Origin of the sequence: Phyllobacterium phragmitis, assembly GCF_002980495.1 — a bacterium.
GTDB lineage: Bacteria > Pseudomonadota > Alphaproteobacteria > Rhizobiales > Rhizobiaceae > Paramesorhizobium > Paramesorhizobium phragmitis.
Map to the genome: position 1 here is coordinate 1 of NZ_PVBR01000035.1, position 15430 is coordinate 15430.

The 15430-nt window shown below is 57.6% G+C and carries 15 protein-coding genes; 11 read left to right on the forward strand and 4 right to left on the reverse strand.

Annotated features, from left to right (window positions below):
* Window positions 1-431: 431 nt before the first annotated feature.
* The 6 genes from C5748_RS25600 to C5748_RS25625 all read left to right on the forward strand — a co-directional run bounded on the left by C5748_RS25600 (window position 432) and on the right by C5748_RS25625 (window position 6948).
* The gene (locus C5748_RS25600; protein ID WP_158259933.1) at window positions 432-2567 is read left to right on the forward strand and encodes a TonB-dependent hemoglobin/transferrin/lactoferrin family receptor; all 2136 of its coding nucleotides are present in this window, start codon (window positions 432-434) and stop codon (window positions 2565-2567) included.
* 200 nt (window positions 2568-2767) lie between these two features.
* The gene (hemP, locus tag C5748_RS25605) at window positions 2768-3007 is read left to right on the forward strand and encodes a hemin uptake protein HemP (RefSeq protein WP_105745644.1); all 240 of its coding nucleotides are present in this window, start codon (window positions 2768-2770) and stop codon (window positions 3005-3007) included.
* Window positions 3008-3030: 23 nt separating this feature from the next.
* A complete protein-coding gene (locus C5748_RS25610) occupies window positions 3031-4089 on the forward strand; it encodes a hemin-degrading factor (protein ID WP_105745646.1) in 1059 nt (352 codons plus the stop codon).
* A gap of 24 nt (window positions 4090-4113) precedes the next feature.
* On the forward strand, window positions 4114-5040 hold the full coding sequence (locus C5748_RS25615) for a heme/hemin ABC transporter substrate-binding protein (protein ID WP_425350304.1): 927 nt from the start codon (window positions 4114-4116) through the stop codon (window positions 5038-5040).
* Window positions 5041-5051: 11 nt separating this feature from the next.
* The gene (locus C5748_RS25620) at window positions 5052-6146 is read left to right on the forward strand and encodes a FecCD family ABC transporter permease (RefSeq protein ID WP_105745648.1); all 1095 of its coding nucleotides are present in this window, start codon (window positions 5052-5054) and stop codon (window positions 6144-6146) included.
* A 10-nt stretch (window positions 6147-6156) separates the two neighbouring features.
* Window positions 6157-6948 carry a heme ABC transporter ATP-binding protein gene (locus tag C5748_RS25625; protein WP_105745650.1) on the forward strand — a complete coding sequence of 264 codons (792 nt, stop codon included), beginning with the start codon at window positions 6157-6159 and terminating at the stop codon, window positions 6946-6948.
* Between the two features lie 85 nt (window positions 6949-7033).
* Here the strand turns inward: C5748_RS25625 and rirA are convergent, their stop codons facing one another.
* A complete protein-coding gene (rirA, locus tag C5748_RS25630) occupies window positions 7034-7495 on the reverse strand; it encodes an iron-responsive transcriptional regulator RirA (protein WP_105745652.1) in 462 nt (153 codons plus the stop codon).
* 305 nt (window positions 7496-7800) lie between these two features.
* On the opposite strand from rirA, the gene ugpB reads away from it, so the two are divergent.
* The 4 genes from ugpB to ugpC all read left to right on the forward strand — a co-directional run bounded on the left by ugpB (window position 7801) and on the right by ugpC (window position 11994).
* A complete protein-coding gene (gene ugpB / locus C5748_RS25635; protein WP_105745653.1) occupies window positions 7801-9111 on the forward strand; it encodes a sn-glycerol-3-phosphate ABC transporter substrate-binding protein UgpB in 1311 nt (436 codons plus the stop codon).
* A gap of 72 nt (window positions 9112-9183) precedes the next feature.
* Complete coding sequence (ugpA, locus tag C5748_RS25640; protein WP_105745655.1) at window positions 9184-10068, forward strand: sn-glycerol-3-phosphate ABC transporter permease UgpA; 885 nt, start codon at window positions 9184-9186, stop codon at window positions 10066-10068.
* Window positions 10069-10075: 7 nt separating this feature from the next.
* Window positions 10076-10924, forward strand: coding sequence for a sn-glycerol-3-phosphate ABC transporter permease UgpE (ugpE, locus tag C5748_RS25645; RefSeq protein WP_105745658.1), 849 nt, complete (start codon window positions 10076-10078; stop codon window positions 10922-10924).
* On the forward strand, window positions 10924-11994 hold the full coding sequence (ugpC, locus tag C5748_RS25650; protein WP_105745660.1) for a sn-glycerol-3-phosphate ABC transporter ATP-binding protein UgpC: 1071 nt from the start codon (window positions 10924-10926) through the stop codon (window positions 11992-11994). Before ugpE ends, ugpC begins: the two co-directional genes overlap by 1 nt.
* Before the next feature lie 138 nt (window positions 11995-12132).
* On the opposite strand, the gene C5748_RS25655 is transcribed toward ugpC, so the two are convergent.
* Together C5748_RS25655 and C5748_RS25660 are read right to left on the reverse strand one after the other, a co-directional pair.
* On the reverse strand, window positions 12133-12432 hold the full coding sequence (locus C5748_RS25655) for an XRE family transcriptional regulator (protein ID WP_199194903.1): 300 nt from the start codon (window positions 12430-12432) through the stop codon (window positions 12133-12135).
* A gap of 65 nt (window positions 12433-12497) precedes the next feature.
* A complete protein-coding gene (locus C5748_RS25660; RefSeq protein ID WP_105745662.1) occupies window positions 12498-12803 on the reverse strand; it encodes a hypothetical protein in 306 nt (101 codons plus the stop codon).
* Window positions 12804-13347: 544 nt separating this feature from the next.
* Here C5748_RS25660 and C5748_RS25665 point away from each other — a divergent pair.
* Window positions 13348-13824: a BA14K family protein gene (locus C5748_RS25665; RefSeq protein ID WP_105745664.1), complete on the forward strand. Its 477-nt coding sequence runs from the start codon at window positions 13348-13350 to the stop codon at window positions 13822-13824.
* 97 nt (window positions 13825-13921) lie between these two features.
* Here C5748_RS25665 and phoA read toward each other — a convergent pair whose 3' ends face one another.
* Window positions 13922-15421 carry an alkaline phosphatase gene (gene phoA, locus C5748_RS25670; protein WP_105745666.1) on the reverse strand — a complete coding sequence of 500 codons (1500 nt, stop codon included), beginning with the start codon at window positions 15419-15421 and terminating at the stop codon, window positions 13922-13924.
* Window positions 15422-15430 lie beyond the last annotated feature (9 nt).

Below are 15430 nucleotides of genomic sequence, written 5' to 3' on the forward strand. Positions count from 1 at the left end.
TTGATCCGTTCCCATTGATCATCCCGAAGAACATCGCAATCCATCACTGACCTCCAAAAGTCAGTGTTGAATCTGATTTGCCGGAATTTTGGAATCCCAAAACCTTAAATCGTCACTACGACCTAGATGCTGCATCTTGTTCTTCCTATCGGATTTGTTGTCGGGGCATTGATTTGAAAAGGCTATTTCAAAGCGAAATTACTCGCAACTATTATCTTGACTAAAAATATCATATTTTGTAGGTCCGTTCTGCTCGTTGGGGATGATGGCTCGAAAATCGGCCGTTCCGAACAAGCATAGCCAGCCAGGCTTTCCGCCTACGCAAGCCAACGTCGTTTTTTCAAGGTCGAAACGGGTTAGGTGGGGCTATGGGCAACATTTCAAAGAGATTTTGGTTAGGCTGCGCGGCAGTCGGTGCTTTGAATGCATCGATGATGGCAAGCGCTGGCGCACAGGATGCGAACAAGCAGGAGCCGATCGAGCTGAAGCCGATCGTCGTGAAAGGGGCAAAACAGACCGGCATCGATGCGCCCACCGTGTTGACGGAGAGAATAACCCGGAAGGAACTGCAAGAGCGGCAGGTCGATCGCATCGAAGATATCGGGCGCCTCGATCCCGGCATCAACTACAGCAGGACCAGCGACAGCATCAATATCCGCGGCCTTGGCGATAACCGCGTCCTGACGACGATCGATGGAATCAGGGTTCCCTGGCTCGACGATGGCGCGCGCGGCGTGAAAGGCGGCATATCCAGCATCGATTTCGATACGTTGTCCACGCTCGATATCATTCAGGGGGCGGATTCAAGCCTGTTCGGCTCAGGCGCGCTCGGCGGCGTCGTCTCGCTCCGCACCCTCAATCCCGAGGATCTGCTGACGGAAGGCAAGAACTGGGGCAGCCTGACCAAGGGCTCCTATGACAGCGCCGATAGAAGCTGGAACATCAATCAGGCGCTCGCCGCGCGGGCGAACAACACATATATCCTGTTCCAGGGCGGTTATCGCGCTGGCGACGAACGTGAAAACATGGGTGACATCGGCGGTTTCGGCGCCACCCGCACCGAAAAGAACCCGGCCGAATACGACCAGAACAATCTGTTGTTCAAGCTCCATCAGCATGTCGATGGCGGGCATCGCTTCGGATTTACGGCGGAGCGGTTCGACCTCGATGAGGATATGGACAAGTACAACGCATCAACGGGCACCTATGAAGCCGGATCCTTCAAGGAAGCGAAGACGCGCAAGCGTGAGAGAATTTCAGCCACCTATGATTATGACGGCAGCGGCGACGCGTGGCTCGATCAGGCGTCCGTCATCCTTTACTGGCAGCGTCTGACGCAGGGCGACGATTCAAGCGCCTGGCGCGATTCCGCCCCCATCGGTGTTTATCGTCGTGACAATACGATGGAGGAAACGGATGTCGGCATAAATGCGGTCGGCTTGAAGGCAGTCGAGTTCGGCGGTTATACTCATACCTTCAAATTCGGGATGGACGGCTATCTGAGTTCGGTCAAGCAGCAGGCGTTGGGCGAGGATAATTGTGACATCGCATGGACTTTCACTTGCAGTTTCCTGCATACCAACCAGGCCGAGATGCCGAAGGTGGAGGGCGGAACTATAGGGTTGTTCGTAGAGGATCAGATCAGCCTTTACGACGACCGGTTGCGCATCACGCCGGGACTGCGTTTCGATTGGTATGAACGCAATCCGCAGGATACGCCTCTTTATGAAGTGAATCCCGGATTCACAGGCTATCCGCCGGATTCGAGCGATTCCAAGTTCTCGCCCAAGCTGCGGGCTGAGTGGGACGCTGCGGATAATGTCATTCTCTATGCGCAGTGGGCCCAGGCGTTCCGCGCTCCCTCGTCGACGGAGCTCTATATGACCTATGGCGGGCCGGGGACCTATATCAATTTCGGCAATCCAGACCTGAAGCCCGAAACCAGCAATGGCTTCGATATCGGCGCGAAATTCGGCGACGATCAGTTCGGCGGGTCGGTCAGCATATACAATAACTACTACAAGAATTTCATCGATACCGTCAGCATGACTGCCGCCGAAGCGGGTGTGCCGCCCGGCATGTTCCCGATGGGCATCACCAAATATGTCAACCGTGGCCATGTGCAGATCTATGGCGCGGAAGCCAAGGCGCACTACGTCTTCTCGAACGGCTGGAAGACCTGGGGTGGGATCGCCTTCGCGCAGGGCAAGGACACGGACGAGGATGTCTATCTGAACTCGATTCCCGCGCTGAAGGGCGTCCTGGGCGTCGGTTATGCGACCGAGACCTGGGGAGCCGATTTCTCGATGACCGCGGCTGCGGCACGCAACAAGGTCGAGAACCCCGACTCCGACTACAACAAGACGCCCGGATACACGCTCTTCGATATCACTGGCTGGTGGGAGCCGGAGCAGTTCAAGGGCATGCGCATCCAGGCGGGTGTCTACAATATCTTCGACAAGAAATATTGGAACGCGCTCGATATTCCTGACAGCGGCTCCGTCCCGAAGGACTATTTCACCGAGCCGGGCCGCACGTTCAAAATCTCCATGACGCAGCGGTTCTAGAATCATCCAGCCGCATCGGCATCATTTCGAGCGATGCCGGTGCGGCTCTATCGCCGCTGGAAAGCCATGTATCCATATAAGTTGAGTTATGAACTCTTCTATTGCGCGAGCGCAAAAAGATGATAATTTCACTCAACAAAAGAGATCGGGCGTCAGAGGTACAACTGGGGCGCCTGCCTCCAGACGGAAAGGGGTGCGCAATGAACAGACGCAGTTTCATCGACATGAAGGTTCAGTTGCCGCGCGTGGCCGGATCATCCTCCGCTTCGCTCGCAGCGGCCGCGCCATATGCCGAACCCCACAAGCGGGTACAGCATCCATTGAAAACCTATGGCAGCGGTGAACTTTTCGACGGCTCCACCGAAGTCGGGATTGAGCATGCCGGTTCCCTGTACCGCCTCAAGATCACCCGTCAGGGCAAACTCATTTTGAATAAATAGACCGAATAAATAGGCAACATGACATGACTGGCACCTCCAAACCGTCCCCCGAGGAAATTTTACGCGCGCGCGCTGAAAATCCGAAACTGCGTGAACGCGAGTTCGCCCAACTCCTGAACATATCGGAGGCTGATTACGTCGCAGCGCAATGCGGTGACGCAGTCACCCGCATCCGGCCTGACGTCGACACGCTCCTGAATGGCATCGGTGCTGTCGGCGAAGTGATGGCGCTGACGCGCAACGAAAGTGCGGTACACGAGAAGATCGGCGTCTATGACAAGGTCGTGCAGGGAAAACATGCGGCGATGGTGCTCGGTGAGCAGATCGACCTGCGCATTTTTCCATCGGCATGGGCGCATGGCTTTGCTGTTGAAAAGCGCGACGGCGACGACGTGCGCCGCAGCCTGCAGTTCTTCGATGAAGCGGGCGAAGCCGTACACAAGATCCATCTGCGTGCGCAATCGGATCTCGACGCGTATTCTGCTCTGGTCGAGGCGATGCGGTCCGACGACCAGTCGCCGGCGATCGAAACAGTGGCGCTAAGCGGCAAGAAGGTGCCGGGCGGCATCGAAGACATCGACCGCGATGATTTCCGCCAGCGTTGGAGTCAGATGACCGACGTGCACCAGTTTATCGGCCTGTTGCGCGATTTCAAACTGGACCGGCATCAGGCGGTCAGGGTGATCGGCGAGGAATATGCCTGGCCCCTCGACACGCAGGCGGTCGGCGCGATGATGAGCCATGCTGCCCAGGCTGCACTTCCGATCATGTGCTTTGTCGGCAACCGCGGCTGCATCCAGATCCATTCGGGACCGATCAGCGAACTGAAATCAGTCGGGCCATGGCTCAACGTGCTCGACCCGACATTCCATCTTCACCTGCGCGCCGATCATATTCACGAGGTCTGGGCCGTTCGCAAGCCGACCAAAGACGGCCATGTGACGTCTTTGGAAACCTATGATTCAAACCATGAAATGATCATCCAGTTCTTCGGCAAAAGGCATGAAGGGCAGGGCGAAAGGGAGGATTGGCGCTTCCTCATCGAAAACCTGCCGCGCGTGCGCCAATCGACTGCCGCCTGAGAGGTCATTTGAAAGGACAATGTGATGGGTAAGGGTATCCGCCGTCTGTTTGGCATATCCGGACGGGCAGGGCGGGCAGCACGCTTTTTCTCGATGCTTACCGTGGCTGCTTCCTGTGCCATGGCCACAAATGCGCTGGCGGAAGAGACCACGCGTATCGAGGATAGCTCAAGGCTGATTTCCATCGGCGGTTCGCTGACGGAAATTATCTACGCGCTTGGAGAGGAAAAACGCCTTGTGGCACGCGATTCCACGAGCCTGTTTCCGCCCGAGGCAAGCAAGCTTCCCGATGTCGGTTATATGCGTGCTTTGTCGCCGGAGGGCGTTCTCTCGGTCAACCCATCGGGGATCATTCTTCTGGAGGGCAGCGGCCCGCCGGAAGCCCTGGATGTCTTGAAGAAGGCCACAATTCCCATGGTGATCGTGCCGGAGCATTTTACCGGCCAAGGCGTGCTCGACAAGATACACAGCGTCGGCAAAGCGCTAGGCGTCGAGGAAAAGGCGGACAGACTCGCCGCATCCGTGGACGCCGACCTGACGGCCGCGCAGAAGGCCGCATCTTCAGTCGACAAGCGCAAGCGCGTCCTGTTCATCCTGTCGATGCAGGGCGACCGCATCATGGCATCGGGCAAGAACACGGCTGCAAACGGCATCATCGAGCTTGCCGGCGGCGTCAATGCGATCGATGGCTATGACGGCTATAAGCAATTGACCGAGGAAGCGGTTGGCAAGGCAGCACCCGATATGATCCTGATGATGGACCGGACAGGCAATCACGCGGCCAACGACGACCAGATCTTCAGCAATCCGGCTTTCGCAGGCACGCCTGCCGCCAGGACGAAAAACCTGGTGCGCATGAATGCGCTTTACCTCCTGGGCTTCGGCCCGCGCACGGCCAAGGCAGCGCATGATCTCTCGGTGGCGCTCTACGGCGACGCCGTGCAGCATTGAGCCACGTCACCATGCTTAAGAGGACGGAGTTCGCCGGTGGAGGAGGGCAGGTGCACGGCGACCGATCGGCCTACGCCCGCGCAACGATCGGCCTCCTCGCGGTGCTGCTGGTTGCGACCATGCTTTTCAGCCTTACCGCGGGGGCATCGGATGCATCTGCATGGGCAGTCGTCAAACAATGGCTTTCCTCATCGGCTTCGCTTGAAGGAGCGCTTTCTCAACGCGATCGTATCATCGTTCTCGAGATACGTCTTCCGCGCATTATTCTCGCCGTGTTGATCGGCTCGGCGCTCGCCATATCCGGCGCGGTCCTGCAGGGGCTTTTCCGCAATCCGCTGGCCGATCCGGGGCTGGTCGGTGTTTCGGCCGGCGCGAGCCTCGGAGCGGTGGGCACCATCGTTCTGGGCGGGACGGTTCTCGCGCCGGTGGCTGCGATTTTCGGCATTTATACCTTGCCGATCGTAGCCTTTCTCGGCAGTTTGATTTCCACTTTTCTGCTCCATGGCATCGCCACGAGACGCGGTCAGACATCCGTTGCGACCATGCTTCTGGCTGGCATAGCGCTCGGCGCCCTGTCAGCAGCGTTGACCGGCGCTCTGATCTACATGGCGGACGACCAGCAGCTGCGCGACCTGACATTCTGGCAGCTCGGATCGCTTGCGGGCGCGACATGGACCAAGATCGCGGCATCTGGGCCGATCATCGCGCTTGCGCTTGCCACGGCTCCATTTCTTGCCCGCGGCCTCAATGGGCTAGCGCTCGGCGAAGCCTCGGCCAATCATCTGGGCATCCCCGTCCAGCGGTTGAAGAACGTCGCCATCGTCACGGTTGCGGCGGCGGTCGGCGCGTCCGTCGCGGTGAGCGGCGGCATCGGTTTCGTCGGCATCGTCGTACCGCATCTTCTGCGTCTGCTGATCGGCCCCGATCATCGCTATCTCCTGCCTGCATCGGCGCTGCTGGGGTCCATCCTGTTGCTGCTGGCCGATGCGGTGAGCCGGACTATCGTTGCGCCGGCCGAACTGCCCATCGGCATCGTCACTGCCGCCGTTGGCGCGCCGTTTTTCCTCTGGATATTGCTGCGCCGGCGCGGAATTCTGGACCTTTGAGGCAATCGTCATGATCAAAGCGGAAAATCTGTCGGTCGCTATCGGCAAAACGCGAATTATCGAGAATGTCGGCTTCACGGCAAGCCCGGGCGAACTGACGGCCATCGTCGGCCCGAACGGCTCCGGCAAGACCACGCTGCTTCGTGCGCTCTCCGGGGATTTGCCCTTCACGGGACGCATATCGATCAACGGAAAGCCGTTCGAGGCGCTGAAACTATGGCAGATGGCCGAGCTGCGCGCCGTACTGCCACAGGCGACGTCGCTCGCCTTTCCCTACACGGTGCGCGAAATCGTCCGGCTCGGTCTGACCAGCGGTTATTCCGGCGTAGATCCCCACGAGATCGGATATCTGCCGGACCGCGCGCTGTCGATGGTCGACCTCGAAGGCTTTGGCGGGCGGTTTTACCAGGAATTATCAGGTGGTGAGCAGCAGCGCGTGCAATTGGCCCGCGTGCTCTGTCAGGTCTGGCAGCCCGTTCTCGATGGAGAGCCGCGTTATCTCTTTCTCGATGAACCGGTGTCGAGCCTCGATATCAAGCACCAGCTCATCATCATGCGCATCGCCAGGAGCTTTGCCGAGAGGGGCGGGGGGGTGATCGCCATCCTGCACGATCTCAATCTGACGGCGATGTTCGCGGACAGGATCGTGGTGATGCATCATGGCCGGGTCGATGCGGCGGGCAAGCCGCAGGAGATGCTGTCGGACGACCGTATTCTGCGTGTTTACGAATGCGCATTGAAGGTCGGCGTTCTGCCTGATGGCGGCGCGCCTTTCATTCTCCCACAATCCGCAGCGATTTAAAGCAAGTCCAGGAAAAGTGAATCGCGTAAGAAAAAGAGCCGTAAGGCTCCTTATCTCATTGTGCCGCCGCGATTTTTTGAAATGCTCAGCTCGCTGCCAGTTGCGGCTCGAACTCTTCAATGCCCAGGAGCGCGCGGACGTTCGGCCGTGCCTTGATCAGATCCGCGATGCTGTATTTCGCCAAAACCTCGAAAAATGCACCAAGTGCTTCGCGCAGCGCGGAGTTGAGTGCGCAGCTGTCGACCAGGGGGCATTCGGTCGCGTCGTTCTCGAAACATTCGGCCATGGCGAAACTTTCTTCCGTCACACGCACCACATCGAAAATCGTGATGGCCGTGGCTGCCTTGCCCAGTCGCACACCGCCATTGCGGCCGCGCACCGTCTGGACCAGCCCGTGTTCCACGAGCGGCTGCAGGATCTTGAAGAGAAACAGTTCCGAAACGGAATATGCCTTTGCGATGTCGGGCACGCGGCTGAGGCGGCCTTCATTGGCAGCGCAGTACATCAACATCCGGATTGCATAATTGGTCTGGCGGGTAAGCCGCATGGGATGATCCTTTTCTCTCGAAGCCGTCCGAAGGGGCGCCAAACGAAGCGCAGTTTAGAACTCTTCTGAAAATATATGAAGTCTTTTATCATCTTTAAAGAGAAATAAATTTATGTCTTTCTGTGGACCGCCGTCCATCGGCGCCTTCCGGTCGTGAACGCCGATTGTCAGGCCAATCTCCTTTCACTGGGGAGAGAGGCTCAACTGTTCACAAAACTGCAAATAAACTGTTGTTCAACTGTCACATAGAATCGATACTGCCCTCAAGCGGCGCGCTCATGACGCCAGCAATAAGGGAGAGCATTATGAAGACGAGTGGTATTTCCATCGGCCTTGCCGCCGCCTTGACGTTGATGTCGTCGACATCCTCTTTCGCCGTCACGGAAATCAGCTGGTGGCACGCCATGACTGGCGCCAACAACGAAGTCGTCAACACACTTTCGAAGGAATTCAACGAGAGCCAGAGCGATTACCAGGTAGTTCCGGTTTTCAAGGGGACCTATCCGGAAACGCTGAATGCAGGCATTGCCGCTTTCCGCGCTAAGCAGTCGCCTGATATCATTCAGGTTTTCGACGTCGGAACCGGTGTCATGATGGCGGCCGAAGGCGCGATTAAGCCGGTCGCGGAGATATTGTCCGAAGGCGGCGCGACTTTCGACAAGAGCCAGTATCTGCCGGGAATCGTTGCCTATTATTCCAAGCCTGACGGCACCATGCTGTCGTTCCCGTATAACAGCTCGTCGCCCATTCTCTATTATAACAAGGATATCTTCGAAAAGGCCGGGCTCGACGTCGACAACCCGCCGAAGACCTGGCCCGAGGTCTGGGAAGCGGCCAGGAAGATCAAGACCAGCGGCGCCGCTCCATGCGGCTATACCTCGACCTGGCTGACCTGGATCCATCTGGAGAATTTTGCCGCCTGGAACAATCTTCCCTACGGCACCAAGGAAAACGGCCTTGCGGGACTGGATGTCGAGCTTGAGATCAACGCACCGCTCTTCGTCAAGCATTTCCAGGAGATTGCCGATCTCACCAAGGATGGCGTATTTCGCTATGGCGGCCGTACGTCTGAAGCCAAACAAATATTCCTCGCCGGCGAATGCGGCATTCTCACCGAATCCTCCGGCGGCCTCGGCGATATCGTCAAGTCGGGCATGAATTACGGCATCGGCCAATTGCCCTATGAACCCGAAGCGGAAGGCGCGCCGCAGAACACCATTCCAGGCGGTGCGAGCCTGTGGGTGTTCGGCGGAAAGTCGGACGAGAAGTACAAAGGCATCGCGGCCTTCTTCAAGTTCCTCTCCAGCCCAGAAATCCAGGCGCGGCTCCATCAGGTATCGGGTTATCTGCCGGTCACGCTGAAGGCCTATGAGGAAACGAAGGCATCCGGCTTCTATGAGAAGAATCCGGGCCGCGAAACGCCGATTACGCAGATGATGGGCAAGGCGCCTACGGAAAATTCGCGAGGCGTTCGTCTTGTGAACCTGCCGCAGGTTCGCGACATCGAGAATGAAGAGCTTGAAAAGATGCTGGACGGCCAACAGACGGCGCAGCAGGCGCTGGATAACGTGGTCGCCCGCGGCAATGCCGCCATCAAGCAGGCGATCGGCCAATAATTCTCCTGAAAGTCTAGACGTCATCCCGCCCGCATCGCTATGCGGGCGGGATGATGGTCAAAAGGACATAGTGTGGCACCCCGCGCAATCTTTCCCAACAAGCTCCTGCCTTATCTGCTTCTGGCGCCGCAGCTTGCTATTACGGCCATATTCTTCTATTGGCCCGCATCGCAGGCGCTTTACCAATCCCTGCTGCGCGAAGATCCCTTCGGCCTCTCGACGCAGTATGTCGGGTTGGCCAATTTCAGGCACGTGCTGAACGATCCCAATTATCTCCATTCGTTCCAGGTCACGATCGTCTTCTCCGTCGCCACTGCCGTGCTCGCCATGGTCCCCGCCCTTTTCCTGGCGGTCATGGCCGACAAGGTCGTGCGTGGACGCGGTATCTACCGCACATTGCTGATCTGGCCCTATGCGGTTGCACCCGCCATCGCCGGCATGCTGTGGCTGTTCCTGTTCAACCCGTCGATCGGCTCCATCGCCGTCATGCTCCGGTCGCTGGGCATCTATTGGGACCCGCTGCTCAACGGCCCACAGGCGATGATCCTCGTCGTCGCGGCGGCATCCTGGAAGCAGATCAGTTATAATTTCCTGTTTTTTGTTGCAGGCCTGCAGGCAATACCGAAGTCTCTCGTCGAGGCTGCTGCCATCGACGGAGCAGGCGAGATGAAACGCTTCTGGACCATCATCTTTCCGCTGCTGGCGCCGACGACCTTTTTCCTTCTGGTCATCAATACCGTTTATGCCTTCTTCGATACGTTCGGCATCATCCATGCCGTGACCGGCGGCGGTCCGGGCAAGGCCACTGAGACACTCGTCTACAAGGTCTATAATGACGGGTTCGTCAATTTGATCCTGGGCGAATCGGCGGCGCAGTCAGTGATCCTCATGGTGATCGTCATCGCGTTGACGGCGGTTCAATTCCGCTATGTCGAACGCCGCGTGCATTACGGGTGAGGGGACTATGATCGACAACAGGCCCTCGCGCCGCATCATCGCCCATGCCGTTCTCATCTTCGGCGTCCTCATTGTCGCCTTTCCGATCTATTACACATTCGTCGCTTCGACCCATTCGCTGCAGACGATCCTGCGGCCCCCGCTACCGCTTATCCCGGGCAGCCATTTTCTCGAAAATTACACAACGGCGCTATTCGGCGGTATCGACCGTATCGGCGGTGTCGGCGTTGATCGCCTGCTCTGGAACAGCACTGTCGTCGCCGTCCTGATCGCGGTCGGCAAGATCTTCATTTCCATCCTGTCTGCCTATGCGGTAGTCTTCTTCCGCTTCCCCTTTCGCATGACCTTCTTCTGGCTGATTTTCATCACTTTGATGCTGCCTGTCGAGGTCCGCATCCTGCCGACCTACAAGGTCATGGTCGATTTCGGACTGATCGACACCTATGCGGGACTGACCCTGCCGCTGATGGCTTCGGCGACCGCGACACTGCTGTTTCGCCAGTTCTTCATGACGATCCCCGGTGAACTCGTCGAAGCGGCGCGTGTCGATGGGGCAGGGCCGTGGCGCTTCTTCTGGGATATCCTGCTGCCCCTGTCGAAAACCAACATAGCGGCACTTTTCGTCATTCAGTTCATCTATGGCTGGACGCAATATCTCTGGCCGCTGCTCGTCACCAACCGCAACGACATGGGCACGATCGTCATCGCATTGCGCAAGATGATCTCGTTTGCCGACGCCGATACCGAATGGCATCTGGTGATGGTGACATGCATCCTCGCCATCCTGCCGCCCATTCTCGTGGTCGTCCTCATGCAGCGCTGGTTCGTCCGCGGCCTCGTCGAAACGGAGAAATAATGGCAACCGTCGATCTCAAAGACATCCGCAAGATCTATCCCGGCGGCTTCGAGGCCGTGAAGAAGGTCGATTTGGCGATCAAAGACGGTGCGCTCTGCGTCCTGGTCGGACCTTCGGGCTGCGGAAAATCGACGCTTCTGCGCATGATCGCCGGTCTGGAAACGATTACGGAAGGCGAGATCCTGATAGACGGACGAGAGGTCAACGAACTCGGCCCGGCGGAGCGCGACATCGCCATGGTGTTCCAGAATTACGCGCTCTATCCGCATATGAGCGTCTACGACAACATGGCCTATGGCCTGCGCAACCGCCGGATGGCCAAGCCTGAGATTGACAAGCGTGTCCGCGAAGCCGCCGCGACGCTGGAACTCGACCATCTGCTGACGCGCCGTCCGCGCGAGCTTTCAGGCGGCCAGCGCCAGCGCGTCGCGATGGGCCGGGCCATCGTTCGTAGCCCCAAGGTATTCCTGTTCGACGAACCGCTTTCCAATCTGGATGCCAAATTGCGCGGCCAGATGCGTGTCGAGATCAAGAATTTGCAGCGCTCGCTGGGTGTCACCAGCGTCTATGTCACGCATGACCAGCTCGAAGCCATGACGCTCGCTGACGTTCTCGTCGTCATGAATGCCGGCAATGTCGAGCAGATCGGTGCGCCGCTCGACATTTACGAGAAGCCAGCGACATTGTTCGTGGCAAGCTTCATTGGCGCACCGCCGATGAATCTCCTACCGCTGAAGCGCGGCGAAGGACGGGCGGCGCTCGCCGACGGCACCGAAATCGGCGGCAAGGGGCTGTCACTTTCAAGAGAGGCTGCCACGCTCGGCATCCGCCCGGAAAATCTGGTCCTCGCCGCCGCCGATGGCGCGGACGGGCTGGATGCAACGTTCGATATTGTCGTGCGGGCGATCGAGCCGGTTGGTGCGGAGAGCTTTGTCTATGGCGATGCCGGAAAGACCCGCCTCGTCGTCCGGGTCGCAGGGAAGACGATCGTGGAGCCAGGGGCGCACATGCGCATTGGCGCAAGCGCTGCTGACCTGCACATCTTCGACGAAGCCGGGAAGCGGATATAAAACAATCCATATTCGCGTCGATCGAGGCGGATTTCTGCCTACGCGGCGATAGCGTCTTTCGAAGAGAAATGCTTTGACGGATCCGAGGCTCATGCGGCGGGCACTACCGGATGGAGGGACCAGACGGAAGGAGATGTCTCAGGGCACGTCATCATCGGCGGCAATACCGCCCTCACTTTCGAGAACGGAAAGGCGGCGGGTGTCAGACTTCGTGAATTTGAGGCGAACGCCGATGCCGCCGCCATTTTCATGGATGAAGACGGCGCCCGCACGCTCCAGGGCTGATTGGAGATTGGTGATGATGTCTCGATCCGGCTCCGCTATTCTTTGTTCGAAATCGGCAATAATCTCAGCGCCAATGCCCGAGGATAATGCCAGTTCATCGCGAGACACCTCGGCAAGGGCGCGTGCTGCGTGACATTGAGAACCTGTGATCATGATCGCCTCCGTTTGTGAGAAGATCATCCAACGGGCAAGTCTCGTCAACGGGAAATGTGCTGAACCTAGATCTGATCATTATATGGACGTTTCGTCTCGCCGACCAATTTTGCGAGATGCGAAAACGACCATGTGGTATCGGCGCCGGCACTGTTTGCAAGTTGCAGCAGGCGGATAGGAAAGCAAACCGCATCCCGATTGGCCGGCGAAAGCTGCTCGGTGATGCGTTCGTCTCCGACAATCGCGGATTCCGCTTTGCGCAGAGCGGTGTCTATTTCGCTTTGCGAGAGGATTCCCTTGGCAACCAGCAGACGATTGACCGAGGCTACGGCAAGGCAGAGCCCCTCGAGTTGGAGATTGGCTGTGTTCATGGCGTATTCCTCTCCCGACCTCTCTTTGGTGATACCGTCCTTGTGAGCTTACCATGAGCAAGCGTGATCCGTCTAAAAACAGAAAAAGCAGCATGAAAAACGAACACCCGGAAGCGCACTTCGAGTGCGATTCCGGATTTTGCTTGGAGGGATTATTTCTTTTGCGTGTCTTGCGGCTGCGGCGGTGGCTGAGAGCCGGCGAGGGACTGTCGTAATATCTGCCATTCTCTTTCATGGCGTTGATAGACATCTGCGGGAATCGTCTGATTGGTCATAAAAAAACCTCCGGACTGTTAAATACGGTTTTTAACGCCCGCCCCATTGCCTTGGTTCCGCATAATGATGGCGGAAACGGGGTTCGGCAGATCACGGTTTGAAACAAACGGTAAGGTGTTCTGTTGTAGATTGACCTGTTTCGATTTGTTAAACTAAAACAACTGTAATTTGAAATATATACAATGAGGTGGCGTACATTCATCGCGTGTTCATGAATATTGATGCAGTCTATTTCCACGGGACGGTTATTTGATCAACGGGAGTTGTTATGAAGAAGTTCTTATCAGCATTTTGTGCAGGGACGCTTGGCGTGGCCATAGCGTTTACATCTGCCATTCCAGTGAGCGCGGCTCCGCTGTTGGCGAAGCAGATCGAGACGAGCTCCAACATCAAGCAGGTCCAGCACCGCAGGAAGCACTCCTCGCGCGGCTGGAAACGGCGTGGAAGCTGGGGTGGCCGGGGACATGGTCCCGCATACCGCCCGGGACATTGGGGCGGACACCGCGGCTATCGCCATCATCGTCGCGGATATCGGCGCCATCGGGATGGATGGTGGTATCCTCTGGCGGCTTTCGGCGCCGGCGCGGTGATCGGCGGTGCCATCGCCAAGCAGCCATCGCGGTCAGGTTATGGTAACGCCCATGTCCAATGGTGCGCCAACAAATACCGTTCGTATCGGGCCTATGACAATACCTATCAGCCCTATAACGGCCCGCGCCGCCAGTGCTACTCACCCTATAGCTGAGGTGTCGGATTATATCACTCCTGCAAAAGGCGGTTCTTCGGAGCCGCCTTTTGTGTTGGGTGTGTCCTCGCCCACATGAGGACGGTGGCGCAGAAAATTATCTTGCACCTTGGGCAGGTTGCCTAGCGACGGCACCATTCTGTCCCGATTCGCTGGCACGGCTTAAGAGATTGAGCGTGTCCCGAATAGTGTAGAACATATCAGTCTGATCGGTTAAGCCTGAAAAATTGGCGGCGCCGGGGCCAAAAGCAGCGACACGCAGCTGTGTGCCGGTATGGCCTTGATGATCGGGTTCGGTTGAAGTGCCGTAACTGACGGCCATAATGGCACCGTCCTTTGTCTTCAGTGCCTGGGTGAACCCAGGCGCCCTCGCATCGGGATCGATGATCTGGCTCGTATGCGCATGGTCGGCGGTGACGATCACAAGTGTGTTGCCGTCCTTGCGGGCAAAGTCCAACGCCACCTGCACCGCCTCGTCGAGAGCCACGGTTTCGCCGATCTGACCACAGGGATTGGCGGCGTGATCCTGCTTGTCGATCGAAGCGCTTTCGACCTGCAGGAAAAAGCCTTTCTCGTTGGTCTTGAGAAGGTCGATTGCCTTTTCAGTCATCTGGGCGAGCGTTGGAGTGCTTGCTGAACGCTTTTCATTCGGCTTGCACTTCACCGGGTCCTTCTCGATATTGCCATAATGGCTGGCCTTCGGACCTTCCCAGCGAACCGGCATGTTGCCAGAAGTGAAGAGGCCGAGCAGAGGCTTGTCCTGATTGGCCGCCGTGACCTTGTCGAGTTCTTCCAGATTGCCGACGAGCTGATAGCCGCGCGCTTCAGCCTGGGTCCGCAGCGTCTGATCTTTCCATTCACCAGCCCTTGCCTTGTCCTCGAAATATTTGGCGCCGCCGCCGAGCGTCAGGTCTGGACGGGTATTAAGGAGCTGCTCGCTGATCGAACCGAGGCCGCCATTTTCCAGTGCATTGCTCCCGCACTTTTCAGCCGTACTGGTGGGGTCATAGCATTTGCGGTGAGTGACATGCGCCATCTGCGCGGCGGGCGTGGCGTCCTGAATTTCGGCCGTGCTCACATCGCCCGTGGCAAACCCGGCTTGCCTGGCGAGTTCAAGCAGCGTCTTGTGTGGCTTTTCATGAATATCGACGCCGATAGCGCCGTTATACGTCTTGACGCCGCTTGCCCAAGCGGTGCCGGAGGCGGCTGAATCAGTCACATAGCTGGGTTTGCCGGTCTTTTTGTCGATTGAGTAATGGGTATATTGGCCGGTTACGGGGAGGGCGTCCAGGCCCTTGAAATAGTTGCCGGCGCCAACGGCATAATTGCGGGCGATGGTGATCTCGGAATCGCCCATACCGTCACCGATCAGCAAAATGACATGTTTTGCCGGACCATCCTTGATTTGATCACGAAACGCAGCGGTGATGTCACCCTTCAGGCGACGTGCGCCGCCAGCTTCGGCGATATTGCCTTTAGCGGCTCGTTCGAAAAGAGCGTCGGCATTTTTTGATTGGGCGAACACTGTGCTGTTGTGCGTGGAAGCGAAAATTGCTGTTACGCTGGCGAAAAGCAGCCCGGCAAATTGCTTGGTCATGAAAATGTT

What these genes read in the sequence shown, in the direction of transcription:
- C5748_RS25660 (WP_105745662.1), bottom strand. Translation starts at nt 12,803, where the DNA reads ATGAACACAGCCAATCTCCAACTCGAGGGGCTCTGCCTTGCCGTAGCC.
- ugpB (WP_105745653.1), top strand. Translation starts at nt 7,801, where the DNA reads ATGAAGACGAGTGGTATTTCCATCGGCCTTGCCGCCGCCTTGACGTTG.
- C5748_RS25620 (WP_105745648.1), top strand. Translation starts at nt 5,052, where the DNA reads ATGCTTAAGAGGACGGAGTTCGCCGGTGGAGGAGGGCAGGTGCACGGC.
- phoA (WP_105745666.1), bottom strand. Translation starts at nt 15,421, where the DNA reads ATGACCAAGCAATTTGCCGGGCTGCTTTTCGCCAGCGTAACAGCAATT.
- C5748_RS25665 (WP_105745664.1), top strand. Translation starts at nt 13,348, where the DNA reads ATGAAGAAGTTCTTATCAGCATTTTGTGCAGGGACGCTTGGCGTGGCC.
- C5748_RS25600 (WP_158259933.1), top strand. Translation starts at nt 432, where the DNA reads ATGATGGCAAGCGCTGGCGCACAGGATGCGAACAAGCAGGAGCCGATC.
- ugpC (WP_105745660.1), top strand. Translation starts at nt 10,924, where the DNA reads ATGGCAACCGTCGATCTCAAAGACATCCGCAAGATCTATCCCGGCGGC.
- C5748_RS25655 (WP_199194903.1), bottom strand. Translation starts at nt 12,432, where the DNA reads ATGATCACAGGTTCTCAATGTCACGCAGCACGCGCCCTTGCCGAGGTG.
- rirA (WP_105745652.1), bottom strand. Translation starts at nt 7,495, where the DNA reads ATGCGGCTTACCCGCCAGACCAATTATGCAATCCGGATGTTGATGTAC.
- ugpE (WP_105745658.1), top strand. Translation starts at nt 10,076, where the DNA reads ATGATCGACAACAGGCCCTCGCGCCGCATCATCGCCCATGCCGTTCTC.
- C5748_RS25610 (WP_105745646.1), top strand. Translation starts at nt 3,031, where the DNA reads ATGACTGGCACCTCCAAACCGTCCCCCGAGGAAATTTTACGCGCGCGC.
- C5748_RS25625 (WP_105745650.1), top strand. Translation starts at nt 6,157, where the DNA reads ATGATCAAAGCGGAAAATCTGTCGGTCGCTATCGGCAAAACGCGAATT.
- hemP (WP_105745644.1), top strand. Translation starts at nt 2,768, where the DNA reads ATGAACAGACGCAGTTTCATCGACATGAAGGTTCAGTTGCCGCGCGTG.
- C5748_RS25615 (WP_425350304.1), top strand. Translation starts at nt 4,114, where the DNA reads ATGGGTAAGGGTATCCGCCGTCTGTTTGGCATATCCGGACGGGCAGGG.